The organism is Cytobacillus massiliigabonensis (genome assembly GCF_900199725.1).
In the GTDB taxonomy this organism is placed as follows: domain Bacteria; phylum Bacillota; class Bacilli; order Bacillales; family Cytobacillaceae; genus Cytobacillus; species Cytobacillus massiliigabonensis.
This window is the reverse complement of record NZ_LT904904.1, coordinates 91,298-108,431: the sequence shown is the minus strand read 5'-3', so window position 1 is coordinate 108,431 and position 17,134 is coordinate 91,298. Positions and strand designations below refer to the sequence as shown.

The following is a 17,134-nucleotide window of genomic DNA, read 5'->3' as shown; positions in this document are numbered from 1 at the left end:
CCATCAAGAAGGTTAAAGAACAACCTTCCGCTGGTCGCCTTATGCTTGTCGGGGCTGAGCAAGGCGTCTCCGCTTTTCTTTGTCTAGCTCCGGCACCTAGCCCCTCGAGGTCATAAGTCCATCCATCAAGAAGGTTAAAGAACAACCTTCTCGCTGGCTAGCCTTATGCTTGTCGGGGCTGAGCAAGGCGCCTCCGCTTTTCTATTTCCCTAAACAAAATTGGGAGAACAGCTGATCGATAAGGCTCTCATGGACACTGTCTCCAATAATTTCGCCGAGCAATTCCCATGTTCTTGTTAAATCGATTTGGACAATATCAATGGGTGTCCCCATTTCAACGGCATGTATCGCTTCTTCAATCGAATGTAGGGCTTGATTAAGCAGGGCTATATGACGGGTGTTGGATACATAGGTCAAATCCCCCGTTTCAATGGATCCTTCAAAAAATAATGATGCGATCGCTTCCTCTAATTCATCTACTCCTCTATCTTCTAGTAAGGAGGTCGTAACAAGCTTATGATTTTTTGAAAGTTTATGGACTTGGTCCATGTCAATCATTTGAGGCAAGTCTGTTTTATTAACAATTACGATAACATCCATGCCTTCTACAGCTTTAAATAAATTCTCATCCTCTTTCGTAAATTCATCTGCATAATTAAGAACGAGTAAAATTAGATCCGCTTCCTTTAATACTTGCCTTGACCTTTCTACACCAATGCGTTCCACAATATCCTCTGTTTCACGAATCCCTGCAGTGTCTAATAATCGGAGCGGAACCCCGCGTACATTAACATACTCCTCAATCACATCTCTTGTTGTTCCAGGAATATCCGTGACTATTGCTTTATTTTCATGCACAAGACTGTTCAGCAAAGATGACTTTCCTACATTAGGCCGCCCAACGATTACAGTTGAGAGTCCTTCCCGCAAAATTTTCCCCTGCTGAGAAGTGCGGAGCAGCTTTACAATCTCCTCTTTTACATAGGTGCCTTTTTCTAACAACATACGATGTGACATTTCCTCTACATCATCATATTCAGGATAATCGATATTCACTTCAACGTGAGCTAATGTTTCTAATATCTCTTGACGAAGCTTCCGAATAAGTTTAGATAACCGACCTTCCATTTGACCTAGAGCCAAATTCATCGCACGATCTGTTTTAGCACGAATTAAATCCATAACTGCTTCGGCTTGAGATAAATCAATACGCCCGTTTAAAAATGCCCGTTTTGTAAATTCCCCAGGCTCAGCTAGTCTTGCCCCATTCGTTAGCAGGAGCTGGAGCACGCGATTAACAGAAACTAAGCCTCCATGACAATTTATTTCAACAACATCCTCTTTCGTAAAAGTTTTTGGACCTTTCATAACGGATACCATTACTTCTTCCGCTACTTGCCCCGTCTTTGGGTCAATAATTTGACCATAATGTATCGTATGGGAGGAGACTGTTTTTAGCCTTTTTCCACCTATCCCCTTGAATAATTTATCTGCTATAGCAATTGCCTGATCACCACTTAATCTTACAATGGCAATGGCTCCTTCACCCATTGGTGTAGAAATAGCCGCAATTGTATCAAATTCCATTTAAAACCCACCTCACTTACTGCCTCACAAAATCCGTTCATCCCAAATAAATAGAATAGCACATGCTTATTTTTAAGAAAAGAATGGAGTACCGCTAATACTCAATTATCCACAAGTCTTTTTTAACAAGTCCCTATTCCTTTTATCCACATTCATTAAAATTATTATGCTTTATTTTAACTTATCCACATGTGAATAACAATAAAACCAGATGATAATTCACATTCAGGCATTTTAAACATAAAACATTTATTAGCAGTTGGTCACAACCAGGTATGTAAATTGCCGTCTGCATCATTTCACCGCGCTGATTATTACTTCATGCATAAAGGCTTGTTCAATAAATCAGACCAACAATTTATATTCGTAAAAGTAGGTATAAAAAAACTCCCAATCCTTTGATTGGGAGTTTTTTTATTTGTCCAGCTCCAGCGGCTACCCCCTCGAGGTCATAAGCCAGCTGGTCTTATGCTTGTCGGGGTGATCAAGCCGCTTTCACTTTTCTATTTTATTGGTGAAATAACAAGATGGCGATGCGGGTCATTGCCGCTTGAATAGGTTTTTACTCGCTTATTTTCTGCTAGAGCTGCATGAATTACTTTTCGTTCATATGAAGGCATCGGTTCTAATGAGACATTTTGACCTGTTCTTAACGCCTTTTGTGCTAAGCGCTCCGCTAATTGTGTAAGGGTATCGTTACGTCTCTTTCGATAATCTTCTGCATCAAGCAAAATATTTATATATTGATCTGAGTAACGATTAATAACAAGTTGCGTTAAATATTGTAAGGAGTTTAACGTTTGTCCCCTTTTTCCAATTAAAAGAGCAATCTTCTCTCCTGTTAAGACAAATTGAATATTTCGGCCTTCGCCAACAACTTCTATTGCAATTGGAGCACCCATTTTTTCACTAATATCCAACAGGAACTTCTTTGCTTCATCTATTGGATCTTGTTTCAAAACAGCTTTCACAATTGCTGGTCTAGCACCAAAAATACCGAAAACACCTTTTTTTCCTTCATCAACAATCGTAATTTCTACGCGCTCTTTTATCGTTTGTAATTGAGCGAGTGCCGACTTTACTGCTTCCTCGACTGTAGTCCCCGTAGCAGTTACTTGTTTCACTTTTTTGCTCCTCCTGCATTACCGGCAGCTTTCGCATTCTTAATCTCCGGTCCTTTAATAAAGTACGTTTGAACAATCATAAAGATATTTCCTACAACCCAGTATAATGAAAGAGCAGCTGGGAAGTTAATAGCAAAGATTATAATCATGATCGGCATTAACCAGAGCATCATGGCCATTTGCGGATTTTGGTTCGCCGTTCCAGCCATCATCATCTTCTGCTGAATAAATGTTGTTGCCCCTGCAATTAATGGCAATAAATAAATAGGATCTGGCGCCCCAAGATCAAACCATAAGAAATTATGGTCGGCAATCTCTCTTGTACGAGTAATTGCATGATAAAAACCAATTAAAATCGGCATTTGAATTAGCAATGGAAAACATCCTGCTAAGGGATTCACACCATGCTGCTGGAATAAAGCCATTGTCTCTTGCTGCAGCTTTTGCTGAGTCTTTTGATCCTTTGAGCTGTATTTCTCTCTTAGCTTTTGCATTTCAGGCTGAATTGCCTGCATTGCTTTTGAGCTTTTCGTCTGTTTAATCATGAGCGGCAGCAAGAATAAGCGAATAATAATCGTAACGATGATTATCGAAAATCCAAAGCTACCACCTGCAAATTCCGCAACTTTGATGATAAACAGTGAAAGCGGATACACTATGTACTCGTTCCAAAAGCCTTCACTCTCAGAAGTAATCGGCTTATTGATTTCCGTACAACCCGATAAAAGAGCTATTATGAAAATCAGACCAATTACTAGAAACATTCTTTTTTTCAAACGTTTTTTCCTCCTAACTGCTTAGAAAATAATTATCATTATTTTTTCCATGCATAAAACACAGACTTACATATATTTTAACATTTTTGCTAACTCATGTCTTTTAAAATAAGACAGGCTAAAACACATCATTTTACTTGATTCTAAAATTCTGTTGTCCATTATTGCCTGATTTTTGTTTTTTCAAAACCTTTGAAAGCTTTAATACATGGGTCAGACTTTTTTTTATTTCTTCTAATCCCATCTCAGCTACAGGTTTTCTAGCAATAATAATATAATCAAATGGGTTAAGCACTTCATTCTCCATTTCATGAAAGGCCTGGCGGATATATCTTTTTATTTGATTTCTAGTGACTGCATTCCCTATTTTCTTACTAACTGAAAGACCAATTCGAAAATGCTCCTGCTCTGGCTTTTTTAGCGAATAGACTATAAATTGGCGATTTGCAAATGACTTTCCTTTCTTAAAGGCCTCTTGAAACTCTTTATTTTTTTTCACACGATACTCTTTTTTCACCGTCATTTACACCACCTTTAATCCAATACAAATTTCTATGATTATGGAAAAAAAGACCACTGACGTTTCAGTGGTCTAAGCAGATAATACTTTTCTTCCTTTACGACGACGACGAGCAAGTACATTACGTCCGTTAGGCGTACTCATACGACTACGGAATCCATGAACTTTACTTCTTTTACGCTTACTTGGTTGGTAAGTTCTTTTCATTATATGACACCTCCCTGAGGAATAGCTGCTAAAGACAGTCTTAACTATTATAAAGATGCTACTAGAAAATTGTCAACTCTTGATTGAAGAAGCTGAAAATATTTATTTGAAATTTGAAAAGATCTACTAGGAGAGTTTACCCTTTTTTCTGCAATCTGTCACTCAAAAATTTATATTTTAATAAAGTAAATTTCTCCAAGGGAATATTGCCATTACAGCTTGTGGATAAATTTTCGACAGTTTTTTCATTATCCACAACACATATTGACAGCTTTTTCACATAATCCTATCATGTGGACAATTTTTATGCCCAATATGTTATGCTTGTGGATAATATCTGAAAAACCGTTGCACCTCCTAGTATTATCTGTTATCATAATTGTGTTTTCACTCTTGATAATTTATTGTGTATAACTCCTTTATCCACAGATTGTGGATATTATGTGGACAGTTTATTCAAACAGCTTGTAAAACGTTGTCCACAAGTAGTGGATATTGTCGAAACCCTACTTTACTTCCTTATTATATATTTTTCCACATTTTCGTTTCGATAGATTCTAATAAATAAGCTCACTAGCTTTAGTGTTAAACAAGAATGAAGCAAGACTCAAAACATAAAGATGTTCTACTAAATATAGGTTGTACGGCTTGTATAACCTATATTTTTAATGCGGAATTTAGCAGCATCAATAAAGGCAAAAGGAGGGACAATGGTTGGAGAATATATCGGATCTTTGGAATAATGCTCTTGCTAAGATCGAGAAAAAAATAAGCAAACCAAGTTATGAGACATGGTTAAAATCAACAAAAGCTCACGCCCTTCAAGGCGATACTTTAGTCATTACAGTTCCAAATGATTTTGCCCGTGATTGGCTTGAAGAGCGTTACTCCAAACTGATCTCAGAAATTGTCTATGAAATAACTGGAGAAGAATTAGGAGTAAAGTTTATAATCCCGCAAAATCAGGCTGAAAATGATATGGATTTTCCTAATCCGCCAAAGAAAGGGAAAAAAGAAGAGGAGCAGCCAGAACTGCCTTCCATTATGCTTAATCAAAAGAATACGTTTGATACTTTTGTTATAGGTTCAGGAAATAGATTTGCACATGCTGCATCTCTTGCTGTCGCTGAAGCACCAGCAAAAGCTTACAATCCTTTATTTATATATGGAGGAGTAGGTTTAGGAAAGACACATTTAATGCACGCAATCGGACATTACGTTTTAGATCATAACCCGTCTGCAAAGGTTGTTTATTTATCATCGGAAAAATTCACAAACGAATTTATTAACTCCATTCGTGATAATAAAGCGATTGATTTCCGAAATAAATACCGTAAAGTAGATGTACTTCTAATTGATGATATTCAGTTTTTAGCGGGAAAAGAATCTACACAAGAGGAATTTTTCCATACTTTTAATACATTGCACGAAGAAAGCAAGCAAATTGTCATTTCAAGTGACCGGCCTCCAAAGGAAATTCCAACACTTGAAGATCGGCTTCGTTCTCGATTTGAATGGGGTCTTATTACCGACATTACTCCTCCAGATCTTGAAACAAGAATTGCTATTCTTCGAAAAAAGGCTAAAGCGGAAGGTCTGGATATTCCAAATGAAGTGATGCTTTATATTGCTAATCAAATTGATTCAAATATCCGTGAATTAGAAGGAGCACTTATAAGAGTAGTAGCTTATTCCTCCTTAATAAATAAAGACATAAATGCTGATTTAGCTGCTGAAGCGCTAAAAGATATCATTCCTAGCTCCAAACCGAAAGTAATTACCATTCATGATATTCAGAGAGTTGTAGGAGAGCATTATAATGTAAAGCTTGAGGACTTTAAGGCAAAGAAGAGAACGAAATCAGTTGCTTTCCCACGACAAATTGCTATGTATCTATCAAGGGAATTAACGGATTTTTCACTGCCTAAGATTGGTGAAGAATTCGGAGGAAGGGATCATACAACTGTTATTCATGCCCATGAGAAAATTTCTAAGCTAGTCCAAACAGATACTCAATTCCAGAAACAGCTGAGAGAAATTCATGAAATTCTAAAAGTATAATGTGAATAACTCTATTCCGCTTACACACAGTCTGTCCACATGTGGATAGGCTGTGTTTCCATTCAATAAACAGAGTTATCCACATATCAACAAGACCTACTAGTACTTCTATTATTTTTTTAAAAGAAAATATATAACTATACACCATAAAAAATTATATCGGAGGATTAAAAAAATGAGATTCATAATCCAACGGGATCGTTTAGTTCAAAGTGTTCAAGATGTTATGAAAGCTGTGACAAGCAGAACAACAATCCCTATTTTAACGGGAATCAAAATTGTTGCGACTACTGATGGAGTAACATTAACGGGCAGTGATTCAGACATTTCAATTGAATCTTTTATCCCTAAAGAAGAAGCTGGAGATGAAATTGCAGAAATTAAACAACCAGGAGCCATTGTTCTTCAAGCCAAATTCTTTAGTGAGATTGTAAAAAAATTGCCTACAGATACAGTTGAGATTCATGTTGAAAATCAATTGCAAACTGTTATCCGTTCAGGAAAATCTGAATTTAAACTGAACGGCTTAGATGCTGATGAATATCCACATTTGCCGCAAATTAAAGAAGAAAATATTTTTAAAATCCCAACAGATTTATTAAAGGCTATGATTAGACAAACGGTATTCTCAGTGTCCACCTCAGAAACACGCCCCATCTTGACAGGTGTAAACTGGAAGGTTGGAAATGGTGAATTAACCTGTGTTGCAACAGATAGCCATCGACTAGCATTGAGAAAAGCAAAAATTGAGACAGAAGCGGATGAAAGCTATAATGTGGTAATTCCAGGGAAAAGCTTAGGTGAGCTAAGTAAAATTCTAGATGACAACAATGATTTAATTGACATTGTTATTACAGAAAACCAAGTTTTATTTAAAGCAAAAAATCTCTTATTTTTCTCAAGATTATTAGAGGGCAATTATCCTGATACTTCAAAATTAATTCCGAATGAAAGCAAGACGAATATTGTCGTCAATACAAAGGATTTCTTACATGCGATTGACCGTGCTTCGCTGCTTGCCAGAGAAGGAAGAAATAATGTCGTTAAATTTACAACTATTCAAGATGGAATCATTGAAATTTCTTCAAATACACCTGAAATTGGTAATGTAGTTGAAGAACTTCAAAGCCAATCGATTGAAGGAGAAGAATTAAAAATATCTTTTAGTGCTAAATTTATGATGGATGCATTAAAGACACTTGAAGGATCAGAAATTACGATAAGTTTTACAGGTGCGATGAGACCATTTGTCATACGGCCAATCAATGATGATTCAATTCTTCAATTAATTTTGCCTGTTCGAACATATTAAGATAAATTAAAAAGCTGCTCGTGTGTTGCGGGTAGCTTTTTAATTTAATAAGGTTACCTTTGAATATTAATCAGTTATTTAGTAGAATAAAGTATTAGAGGCTATTTTTAGATGAAGAAAGAGTGAAATGATGACGAAAATTAAAATTGATTCTGAATATATAACATTAGGGCAATTCTTAAAGGCTTCGGATGTAATCCAAACAGGTGGAATGGCGAAGTGGTTTTTAAGTGAATATGAGGTATTTGTTAATGGAGAGCAGGATCAAAGAAGAGGAAGAAAGCTTCGTGTAGGGGATAAAATTGATATTCCTAATTATGGTTCCTTTGAAATTATTTAATAAACTTTTTCTGAAGTGAAAAGTTTAGTTTTAATTAAATAAAGCAATTGACTGAAGCTTTAAAAAGCTAAAAGGATGTAGCGTCTATGCACATAGAGCAATTACTTTTGAAAAACTATCGCAATTATGAAGATTTAGAGGTGCACTTCGAAAATAAAGTTAACGTTATACTAGGTGAGAATGCTCAAGGGAAAACAAACGTGATGGAATCCATCTATGTGTTAGCCATGGCGAAATCTCATCGAACATCAAATGATAAAGATCTTATACGCTGGGATCAAGAGTATGCTAAAATAGAAGGACGGATACAAAAAAATTATGGTTCATTGCCTATGCAACTAGTGATTTCTAAAAAAGGGAAAAAGGCTAAATGTAACCACATTGAACAGAAAAAGCTAAGTCAATATGTAGGAAATATGAACGTTGTTATGTTTGCTCCAGAAGATCTTCATCTCGTAAAAGGCAGTCCACAAGTAAGACGCCGTTTTATTGACATGGAAATTGGCCAAGTATCACCTGTTTATTTGCATGATATCAGCCAATACCAAAAAACATTACAACAGCGCAATCATTATTTAAAACAGCTGCAAATAAAAAAACAAACTGATCATACGATGCTTGAAATCTTGACAGAGCAGTTTATTCATACTGCCGTGAAGATTGTATCTAAGCGATTTGAATTTCTGAGGATGCTGGAGAAATGGGCGATGCCGATCCATGAGGGCATATCTAGGGGATTGGAAACGCTGAAAATAGAGTACAAGCCGTCAGCAGATGTATCAGAACAGCAAGAATTGTCGAAAATGATAAATGTATATGAGGAAAAATTTGCTAAAATGAAAAATAGAGAGATAGAACGCGGAACTACTCTATTTGGACCACATCGGGATGATCTTCTTTTTTATGTGAATGGCCGGGATGTTCAAACATTTGGGTCACAGGGGCAGCAAAGGACAACCGCTTTATCTGTTAAGCTGGCAGAGATTGAACTCATTCATTCAGAAATTGGTGAGTATCCGATTCTTCTTCTTGACGACGTTCTTTCTGAATTGGATGACTACCGTCAGTCCCATTTATTAAATACAATACAAGGGAAAGTCCAAACCTTTGTAACAACAACGAGTGTCGATGGAATTGATCACCAAACATTAAAAGAGGCAGCTGCATTTAATGTTAAAGCTGGCGGTATAACTAAGATTCAATGAGGTGAGTGTTTGTATATCCATGTCGGAGAAGATATTTTAGTTCGTTCAAAGGATATCATTGCAATTTTAGATAAAGAAAGTGTCAACTCTTCTAAGTACATAGAAGAGTTTTTAGAATGCCAGAATGATTCTGTTGTAAATCTTTCTAAAGGGTCTTTTAAATCAGTAGTAATCACTTCAAAGAAAGTCTATTTTTCCCCACTAGCTTCAGGAACATTAAAAAGACGCACGAAACAATCAGTTACCCACGATTACTAAAATAATAAGAAGCTAGTAATAAAAATAACCTGACATTAAACGTCAGCTTTTATATAGATGATTGATTTGTAAGTTATGCATAATGAAAGTGTAGGTGATCGATGTGTCAATAGAGCAAAAGGCTGCACAGGAACAGTCCTATGATGCGAATCAGATACAGGTGCTAGAAGGTCTTGAAGCAGTAAGGAAGCGTCCTGGAATGTATATTGGTTCTACAAGTGCTAAAGGTCTTCATCACCTTGTATGGGAGATTGTTGATAATAGTATTGACGAAGCATTAGCCGGATATTGTTCAGAAATTAATGTGTGCATCGAAAAGGATAATAGTATAACCGTAACGGATAATGGCCGGGGAATTCCTGTAGGTATTCATGAAAAAATGGGTCGCCCAGCTGTTGAAGTTATTATGACCGTTCTGCATGCTGGAGGGAAATTTGGCGGCGGCGGATACAAAGTTTCAGGCGGATTACATGGCGTAGGAGCATCAGTAGTAAACGCGCTATCCACGGAACTGGAAGTGTATGTCCACCGTGATGGCAAGATTCATTATATTAAGTTTGAACGAGGAGTTCCTTGTGCGGATCTTAAAGTAATTGGTGAAACAGATCATACTGGGACAATTACTCACTTCACGCCGGATAGTGAAATCTTCACGGAAACAACTGAATATGATTATGACACACTTGCTAATCGTATTCGTGAGCTCGCATTCTTAAATCGCGGATTAAAGATTACGATTGAAGATAAGCGTGAAGAAAATAAGAAAAATGAATACATGTACGAAGGCGGAATTAAGTCATACGTTGAGCATTTAAATCGTACGAAGGATGTTATTCATGAAGAGCCGATTTATATTGAAGGAGATCGTGACGGTATAAATGTTGAGGTTTCCATGCAGTATAATGATGGATTTACTGGAAATATTCATTCCTTTGCTAATAATATCAACACATATGAAGGCGGAACGCATGAAGTAGGTTTTAAAACCGCTTTAACTAGGGTTATTAATGATTATGCTAGGAAAAATGGCATTTTTAAAGAAAATGATGCCAATCTTTCTGGAGAAGATGTACGTGAAGGGTTAACTGCAATTATCTCTATTAAGCATCCTGACCCTCAATTTGAAGGACAGACTAAAACGAAGCTTGGGAATTCTGAAGTTCGTGCCATTACAGATACTATTTTTTCAGAAACACTTGAAAAGTTCCTTTTAGAAAACCCAGCCGTTGCCAGAAAAATTGTAGATAAAGGACTTATGGCAGCGCGTGCAAGGCTTGCCGCAAAGAAAGCACGTGAATTAACAAGAAGAAAGAGTGCGCTTGAAGTCTCAAGCTTACCTGGGAAATTAGCGGATTGCTCTTCTAAAGATGCTTCTATATCTGAGCTTTATATCGTTGAGGGTGACTCAGCGGGCGGTTCAGCTAAACAGGGGCGTGACCGACATTTCCAAGCGATTCTCCCTCTAAGAGGGAAAATTCTAAATGTGGAAAAGGCAAGATTGGATCGTATTCTTTCAAATAATGAAGTTAGAGCAATGATTACAGCAGCAGGTACCGGAATTGGAGAAGATTTTGATATCTCTAAAGCAAGATATCATAAAATTATTATTATGACGGATGCTGATGTAGATGGTGCACATATTCGAACTTTACTATTAACTTTCTTTTACCGATATTTAAGACAGATTATTGAGGCTGGATATATTTATATTGCACAGCCGCCGTTATATAAGGTGCAGCAAGGGAAGAAAATTGAGTATGCGTACAATGATCGTCAGCTAGAGGAAATCATGAATAGATTGCCAAGTCAGCCAAAGCCAAATGTACAGAGATATAAAGGTTTAGGGGAAATGAACCCAGATCAGCTTTGGGATACAACAATGAATCCTGAAACAAGAACGTTATTGCAAGTGAATTTAGAAGATGCGATTGAAGCTGATGAGACCTTTGAAATATTAATGGGCGATAAAGTTGAACCACGTCGTAATTTTATAGAAGAAAATGCACTATATGTAAAAAATCTAGATATATAATAGGATGCCAGGATAGACTCAGGATTATTCTATCCTGGTTTTACATAGAAAAGCCTAATGATAAGCATATAAACATGCTGGAAGTTTCACTTATAAGGGAGGTTCTTTAAATGGCCGAAACTCCGAAGTCTCAGATAAAAGAAAGAAATATAAGCACAGAAATGCGTGAGTCATTTCTTGATTATGCGATGAGTGTAATTGTATCGCGTGCATTACCTGATGTTCGTGACGGTTTAAAGCCGGTTCACCGTCGAATCTTATATTCAATGCATGACCTTGGAATGCATTCAGATAAACCATTTAAAAAGTCCGCTCGTATTGTCGGGGATGTTATTGGTAAATACCATCCTCATGGCGATTCAGCGGTATATGAAACAATGGTCCGGATGGCACAGGATTTTAACTATCGCTATATGCTCGTAGATGGACATGGAAACTTTGGTTCTGTTGATGGGGATGATGCTGCGGCAATGCGTTATACAGAAGCTCGGATGTCTAAAATTTCAATGGAGCTTCTGCGAGATATTAATAAAGATACGATTGATTATCAAGATAACTATGATGGAGAAGAAAAAGAACCTGTTGTTCTTCCTGCACGTTTTCCTAATTTATTAGTTAATGGAACGTCAGGAATTGCAGTAGGAATGGCAACAAATATTCCTCCACATCAGCTTGGAGAAGTAATCGACGGTGTCTTAGCAGTAAGTAAGGATCCCGAAATTACTATTCAAGAGTTAATGGATATTATTCCTGGGCCGGATTTTCCAACTGCAGGTATTATTTTGGGGCGCAGCGGTATTCGTAAAGCTTATGAAACTGGAAGAGGCTCTATTACTATAAGAGCGAAGGTAGAAATTGAGCAAAAGCCAAGCGGCAAGGAAGTTATTATTGTCAATGAAATTCCTTATCAAGTGAACAAAGCGAAATTGATAGAAAGAATTGCTGAGCTTGTTAGGGATAAAAAAATTGATGGCATTACTGACCTTCGAGACGAATCAGATCGCGATGGAATGAGAATTGTTATTGAGGTTCGTAAAGATGCGAATGCTAATGTTTTATTGAATAATTTATATAAGCAAACAGCTTTACAAACAAGTTTTGGTATTAATTTACTTGCCTTAGTTGATGGAGAACCTAAAGTTTTAAACTTAAAGCAATGTTTAGTTCATTACTTAAACCATCAAAAGGTTGTGATTCGCCGCAGAACAGAGTTTGAGTTAAGAAAAGCAGAAGCTCGTGCTCACATTCTAGAAGGTTTGCGTATTGCATTAGATCATTTAGATGAAGTCATCGCATTAATCCGCAGCTCTCAAACAACAGATATCGCCCGTGAAGGATTGATGACGAAGTTTAATCTATCCGAAAAGCAAGCACAGGCTATTCTTGATATGCGTCTTCAGCGTTTGACTGGATTAGAACGTGAAAAAATTGAAGAAGAGTATGCTAACTTAGTCAAACTAATTGGCGAGCTTAAAGCTATTTTAGCAGATGAAGAAAAGCTACTAGATATTATCCGTGAAGAATTAAGTGAAATTAAGGAACGATTTAATGATAAGCGCCGCACGGAAATTGTTGCAGGCGGAATTGAGCAAATTGAAGATGAAGACCTTATTCCGCGTGAGAATATTGTCATCACTTTGACTCATAAGGGGTATGTTAAGCGCCTGCCTGTATCGACCTATCGCTCTCAAAAACGAGGAGGTCGCGGGATTCAAGGAATGGGAACGAATGAGGACGATTTTGTCGAGCATTTAATCACTACTTGTACCCACGATACGATACTTTTCTTTACAAACAAGGGAAAGGTTTATCGTTCGAAAGGGTATGAGATTCCTGAATTCAGCAGGACAGCTAAAGGAATACCGATCATTAATCTCCTAGGAATTGAGAAGGATGAATGGGTAAATGCTATCATTCCGGTAGAAGATTTTGTTGATGACTGGTTCTTATTCTTTACAACAAAAATGGGAATTTCCAAACGTTCTCCATTAAGCTCATTCGCTCATATTAGAAACAATGGATTAATTGCATTGAATTTAAGAGAAGATGATGAATTAATTTCTGTCCGCTTAACAGATGGCAATAAGGAAATCATTATTGGAACAAGTAATGGATTGCTTATTCGATTCCCTGAGACTGATGTCCGTTCAATGGGGCGTACTGCAACAGGCGTGAAAGGAATTAGTTTAAATGGCGATGATGAAGTTGTCGGAATGGAAGTTTTAGAGGAAAACTCTCAAATATTAATTGTTACTAAAAATGGTTATGGCAAACGCACACCTTCTGAAGAATATCGAATTCAAGGAAGAGGCGGAAAAGGAATTAAGACATGTAATATAACTGAGAAGAATGGTAATCTTGTATCCATGCGTGCAGTAACTGGAGAAGAAGATTTAATGTTAATTACAACTGGCGGAGTCCTTATTCGTATGGCAGTAAGTGATATTTCAACAATGGGCCGTAATACCCAAGGGGTAAGACTCATTCGTTTAGATGAAAGCCAAAATGAATATGTTGCTACTGTTACGAAGGTTGAAAAAGATGAGGATAAAACAGAAGAAGAATTAACAAAGCCAATTGAAAGTGCTGATCCACACCTTGAAGATGATGAGGTTAATGAGCAGGAGTAATAATAAAGAGGAGGAACACAATTTAGTGTTCCTCTTTTTTATTAAAATGGAGTAGAATAGTAATAAGGACTCATGACATTTGAGGTGTAAAAAAATGCGTGTTAATATAAATGAACTTCTAGAAGGGTGTATTTTATCGGAGGATATTTACAGTCTGACAAATCGCCCTATCGTTAGTAAAAAGACAATTATTACGAATGAATTAATTGGAATATTAAAAGCCTTTTTAATTAGAGAGGTTCATGTAGACAAATTGATGGTTAATGGTTCACCATTTCAGCCTAGGGAAATTCTAGATGATGATGGGATTGAGCAAAAAAGTGTTCCAACTATAATGGAAGCTAGTCTGGAAGATGCCTTTTTAATTGGTGTCCGAGATTATAAGAAGGAATTTAAAAATTGGCAAGCAGGTATCCCTATTGATTTTTCAAAGATTAGGAATATCATGATCCCTTTAGTAGAAAAGTCGGAAGTAACCCCATCTGAATTATTCTCCTTGCACCACCTATCAACGCAAGATGAGTATTTATATCAACATGCGGTTGCAGTGGGACTTATTAGTGCGTTTATAGGAAAAAAACTTAAAATGAATAAGGGTGACATTGTTCAGCTTGCTATTGGGGGATGTTTATCTGATGCTGGAATGGCAAAAATTAAACCAGCTATTTTAAATAAAAAGTCTACATTAACAAAACAGGAATTTGAAGAAATGAAAAAACATACAACCTATTCGTATAAAATGGTTCAGAATATTTCTCTTTTAAGGGAAAGTACAAAGATTGGCATTTTACAGCATCATGAAAGATTAGATGGCAGCGGATATCCTTTAGGAGAGAAAAATAATAAAATTAATATTTTTGCTAAAATCATTGGTGTTGCTGATACATTTCATGCTATGACATGCAGCCGATTATACAGACGGAAGCAATCACCGTTTAAAGTATTAGAGATGATGCTTCAAGATATGTTTGGAAAATATGATATTACTGCAATGCAAGCTATAGGATCAGGTATAATGACCTTTTCAATTGGAAGCAGTGTAAAATTATCTGATGATCGTGTAGCAGAAATTCTCTTTATAGAAGAAAAGTCACCAACGAGACCACTTGTGAAAATTACCCAAACGGATGAGATTATCCATTTAGAAAAGAATCGCCAATTATTTATAGAAGAAGTACTAAAATAGACCGTATTTGTACGGTCTATTTTTATATTTACTAAAAAAACACTTGCAATTATTATAGTAGGTTGATATACTTATTCAAGTCAGCAAGAGAAAAGATTTCACAAAAAAATCTTTGTTGACTCTTCAAGAAATATATGATATATTAATAAAGTTGCTTCTGAAAAAGAAGTTAAATTTATTTAATCTATTGCTCTTTGAAAACTGAACGAACAAAAAACGTCAACGTTTATTATTTTGCCTTTTAAAAAAAAAGGTATTTATGAGCTAATCAACTCACAATTTATTGGAGAGTTTGATCCTGGCTCAGGACGAACGCTGGCGGCGTGCCTAATACATGCAAGTCGAGCGAATCTGAGGGAGCTTGCTCCCAAAGATTAGCGGCGGACGGGTGAGTAACACGTGGGCAACCTGCCTGTAAGACTGGGATAACTTCGGGAAACCGGAGCTAATACCGGATAATTCTTTTCCTCACATGTGGAAAAGCTGAAAGATGGCTCCGGCTATCACTTACAGATGGGCCCGCGGCGCATTAGCTAGTTGGTGAGGTAACGGCTCACCAAGGCGACGATGCGTAGCCGACCTGAGAGGGTGATCGGCCACACTGGGACTGAGACACGGCCCAGACTCCTACGGGAGGCAGCAGTAGGGAATCTTCCGCAATGGACGAAAGTCTGACGGAGCAACGCCGCGTGAGTGATGAAGGTTTTCGGATCGTAAAACTCTGTTGTTAGGGAAGAACAAGTACCGTTCGAATAGGGCGGTACCTTGACGGTACCTAACCAGAAAGCCACGGCTAACTACGTGCCAGCAGCCGCGGTAATACGTAGGTGGCAAGCGTTGTCCGGAATTATTGGGCGTAAAGCGCGCGCAGGCGGTCTTTTAAGTCTGATGTGAAAGCCCCCGGCTCAACCGGGGAGGGTCATTGGAAACTGGGAGACTTGAGTGCAGAAGAGGAGAGTGGAATTCCACGTGTAGCGGTGAAATGCGTAGAGATGTGGAGGAACACCAGTGGCGAAGGCGACTCTCTGGTCTGTAACTGACGCTGAGGCGCGAAAGCGTGGGGAGCGAACAGGATTAGATACCCTGGTAGTCCACGCCGTAAACGATGAGTGCTAAGTGTTAGAGGGTTTCCGCCCTTTAGTGCTGCAGCAAACGCATTAAGCACTCCGCCTGGGGAGTACGGCCGCAAGGCTGAAACTCAAAGGAATTGACGGGGGCCCGCACAAGCGGTGGAGCATGTGGTTTAATTCGAAGCAACGCGAAGAACCTTACCAGGTCTTGACATCCTCTGACAATCCTAGAGATAGGACTTTCCCCTTCGGGGGACAGAGTGACAGGTGGTGCATGGTTGTCGTCAGCTCGTGTCGTGAGATGTTGGGTTAAGTCCCGCAACGAGCGCAACCCTTGATCTTAGTTGCCAGCATTCAGTTGGGCACTCTAAGGTGACTGCCGGTGACAAACCGGAGGAAGGTGGGGATGACGTCAAATCATCATGCCCCTTATGACCTGGGCTACACACGTGCTACAATGGATGGTACAAAGGGCTGCAAGACCGCGAGGTTTAGCCAATCCCATAAAACCATTCTCAGTTCGGATTGCAGGCTGCAACTCGCCTGCATGAAGCCGGAATCGCTAGTAATCGCGGATCAGCATGCCGCGGTGAATACGTTCCCGGGCCTTGTACACACCGCCCGTCACACCACGAGAGTTTGTAACACCCGAAGTCGGTGGGGTAACCGCAAGGAGCCAGCCGCCTAAGGTGGGACAGATGATTGGGGTGAAGTCGTAACAAGGTAGCCGTATCGGAAGGTGCGGCTGGATCACCTCCTTTCTAAGGATGAAATGAAGTCTAACTTCATTAAAAGACGTTTCATTGTTCGTTCAGTTTTGAGAGAG

General features: G+C 38.1%; 13 protein-coding genes and 1 rRNA gene. 9 read left to right on the top strand and 5 right to left on the bottom strand.

The features are described 5' to 3' along the window. Positions 1 to 201: 201 nt before the first annotated feature. The 5 genes from mnmE to rpmH all read right to left on the bottom strand — a co-directional run bounded on the left by mnmE (position 202) and on the right by rpmH (position 4,214). Entirely contained in the window at positions 202 to 1,587 is a 1,386-nt protein-coding gene (mnmE, locus tag C1726_RS11890) for a tRNA uridine-5-carboxymethylaminomethyl(34) synthesis GTPase MnmE (RefSeq protein WP_102273355.1), read from the bottom strand. 503 nt (positions 1,588 to 2,090) lie between these two features. Beyond that, the gene (gene jag, locus C1726_RS11885; RefSeq protein ID WP_102273354.1) at positions 2,091 to 2,711 is read right to left on the bottom strand and encodes an RNA-binding cell elongation regulator Jag/EloR; all 621 of its coding nucleotides are present in this window, start codon (positions 2,709 to 2,711) and stop codon (positions 2,091 to 2,093) included. Then, positions 2,708 to 3,487 carry a YidC family membrane integrase SpoIIIJ gene (gene spoIIIJ / locus C1726_RS11880; RefSeq protein ID WP_102273353.1) on the bottom strand — a complete coding sequence of 260 codons (780 nt, stop codon included), beginning with the start codon at positions 3,485 to 3,487 and terminating at the stop codon, positions 2,708 to 2,710. The genes jag and spoIIIJ overlap by 4 nt, the downstream gene beginning before the upstream one ends. Positions 3,488 to 3,620: 133 nt before the next feature. Further along, the gene (rnpA, locus tag C1726_RS11875; RefSeq protein ID WP_102275784.1) at positions 3,621 to 4,004 is read right to left on the bottom strand and encodes a ribonuclease P protein component; all 384 of its coding nucleotides are present in this window, start codon (positions 4,002 to 4,004) and stop codon (positions 3,621 to 3,623) included. Positions 4,005 to 4,079: 75 nt separating this feature from the next. Next, positions 4,080 to 4,214 (bottom strand): 50S ribosomal protein L34, encoded by a 135-nt coding sequence (rpmH, locus tag C1726_RS11870; RefSeq protein ID WP_053478303.1) that lies wholly within the window; start codon positions 4,212 to 4,214, stop codon positions 4,080 to 4,082. Positions 4,215 to 4,928: 714 nt separating this feature from the next. Here rpmH and dnaA point away from each other — a divergent pair. The 9 genes from dnaA to C1726_RS11825 all read left to right on the top strand — a co-directional run bounded on the left by dnaA (position 4,929) and on the right by C1726_RS11825 (position 17,069). Further along, a complete protein-coding gene (dnaA, locus tag C1726_RS11865; RefSeq protein ID WP_102273352.1) occupies positions 4,929 to 6,275 on the top strand; it encodes a chromosomal replication initiator protein DnaA in 1,347 nt (448 codons plus the stop codon). Positions 6,276 to 6,450: 175 nt separating this feature from the next. After that, a complete protein-coding gene (gene dnaN, locus C1726_RS11860) occupies positions 6,451 to 7,587 on the top strand; it encodes a DNA polymerase III subunit beta (protein ID WP_102273351.1) in 1,137 nt (378 codons plus the stop codon). A 127-nt stretch (positions 7,588 to 7,714) separates the two neighbouring features. Next, positions 7,715 to 7,927, top strand: coding sequence for a S4 domain-containing protein YaaA (yaaA, locus tag C1726_RS11855; RefSeq protein WP_102273350.1), 213 nt, complete (start codon positions 7,715 to 7,717; stop codon positions 7,925 to 7,927). An 86-nt stretch (positions 7,928 to 8,013) separates the two neighbouring features. After that, positions 8,014 to 9,132: a DNA replication/repair protein RecF gene (gene recF / locus C1726_RS11850; protein ID WP_102273349.1), complete on the top strand. Its 1,119-nt coding sequence runs from the start codon at positions 8,014 to 8,016 to the stop codon at positions 9,130 to 9,132. Positions 9,133 to 9,141: 9 nt separating this feature from the next. After that, positions 9,142 to 9,390 (top strand): extracellular matrix regulator RemB, encoded by a 249-nt coding sequence (gene remB, locus C1726_RS11845; protein ID WP_102273348.1) that lies wholly within the window; start codon positions 9,142 to 9,144, stop codon positions 9,388 to 9,390. A gap of 109 nt (positions 9,391 to 9,499) precedes the next feature. Further along, positions 9,500 to 11,422: a DNA topoisomerase (ATP-hydrolyzing) subunit B gene (gyrB, locus tag C1726_RS11840; RefSeq protein WP_102275783.1), complete on the top strand. Its 1,923-nt coding sequence runs from the start codon at positions 9,500 to 9,502 to the stop codon at positions 11,420 to 11,422. Positions 11,423 to 11,532: 110 nt separating this feature from the next. Next, the gene (gene gyrA, locus C1726_RS11835; protein ID WP_102273347.1) at positions 11,533 to 14,052 is read left to right on the top strand and encodes a DNA gyrase subunit A; all 2,520 of its coding nucleotides are present in this window, start codon (positions 11,533 to 11,535) and stop codon (positions 14,050 to 14,052) included. 94 nt (positions 14,053 to 14,146) lie between these two features. Beyond that, positions 14,147 to 15,238: an HD-GYP domain-containing protein gene (locus C1726_RS11830; RefSeq protein WP_102273346.1), complete on the top strand. Its 1,092-nt coding sequence runs from the start codon at positions 14,147 to 14,149 to the stop codon at positions 15,236 to 15,238. A 280-nt stretch (positions 15,239 to 15,518) separates the two neighbouring features. Next, a 16S ribosomal RNA gene (locus C1726_RS11825) occupies positions 15,519 to 17,069 on the top strand. Positions 17,070 to 17,134: the final 65 nt, after the last annotated feature.

What these genes read in the sequence shown, in the direction of transcription:
- mnmE (WP_102273355.1), bottom strand. Translation starts at nt 1,587, where the DNA reads ATGGAATTTGATACAATTGCGGCTATTTCTACACCAATGGGTGAAGGA.
- rpmH (WP_053478303.1), bottom strand. Translation starts at nt 4,214, where the DNA reads ATGAAAAGAACTTACCAACCAAGTAAGCGTAAAAGAAGTAAAGTTCAT.
- dnaN (WP_102273351.1), top strand. Translation starts at nt 6,451, where the DNA reads ATGAGATTCATAATCCAACGGGATCGTTTAGTTCAAAGTGTTCAAGAT.
- yaaA (WP_102273350.1), top strand. Translation starts at nt 7,715, where the DNA reads ATGATGACGAAAATTAAAATTGATTCTGAATATATAACATTAGGGCAA.
- recF (WP_102273349.1), top strand. Translation starts at nt 8,014, where the DNA reads ATGCACATAGAGCAATTACTTTTGAAAAACTATCGCAATTATGAAGAT.
- gyrA (WP_102273347.1), top strand. Translation starts at nt 11,533, where the DNA reads ATGGCCGAAACTCCGAAGTCTCAGATAAAAGAAAGAAATATAAGCACA.
- C1726_RS11830 (WP_102273346.1), top strand. Translation starts at nt 14,147, where the DNA reads ATGCGTGTTAATATAAATGAACTTCTAGAAGGGTGTATTTTATCGGAG.